We start from the raw sequence: 218 nt of genomic DNA, 5'->3' as shown, positions 1-218 counted from the left end.
AATTAAATTTTCTGAAAGATCCTTTTTCAGTCTTTTCTCTATCATCCCTATTGGCATCCACTGACATCCTTGAACTGTAAGATCATAAATTAACGAGTTTGTTGAAGTATTGTTAATGTTTTGTATTTTCCAACTACCCTCAAACTTCCTGAAATCTCCTTTTATTAAATTAAATTTTAAGAGGCCAAGCTCCTTATCTTCAAATAAATCTATAGTTA

The 218-nt window shown here is 29.8% G+C and carries 1 protein-coding gene; it reads right to left on the bottom strand.

Annotation, left to right across the window (positions count from 1 at the left end; translation table 11 throughout):
- Window positions 1-218, bottom strand: a 218-nt coding sequence (locus AMO19_RS00400; RefSeq protein WP_306452409.1) for an SRPBCC family protein, incomplete at both ends; no start/stop codon positions are given.

The sequence above is a fragment of the Prochlorococcus marinus genome (genome assembly GCF_001180245.1).
Taxonomy (GTDB): domain Bacteria; phylum Cyanobacteriota; class Cyanobacteriia; order PCC-6307; family Cyanobiaceae; genus Prochlorococcus_A; species Prochlorococcus_A marinus_F.
Note: the sequence above shows the minus strand (reverse complement) of the source record. Positions and strands in the feature narration are given on the sequence as shown.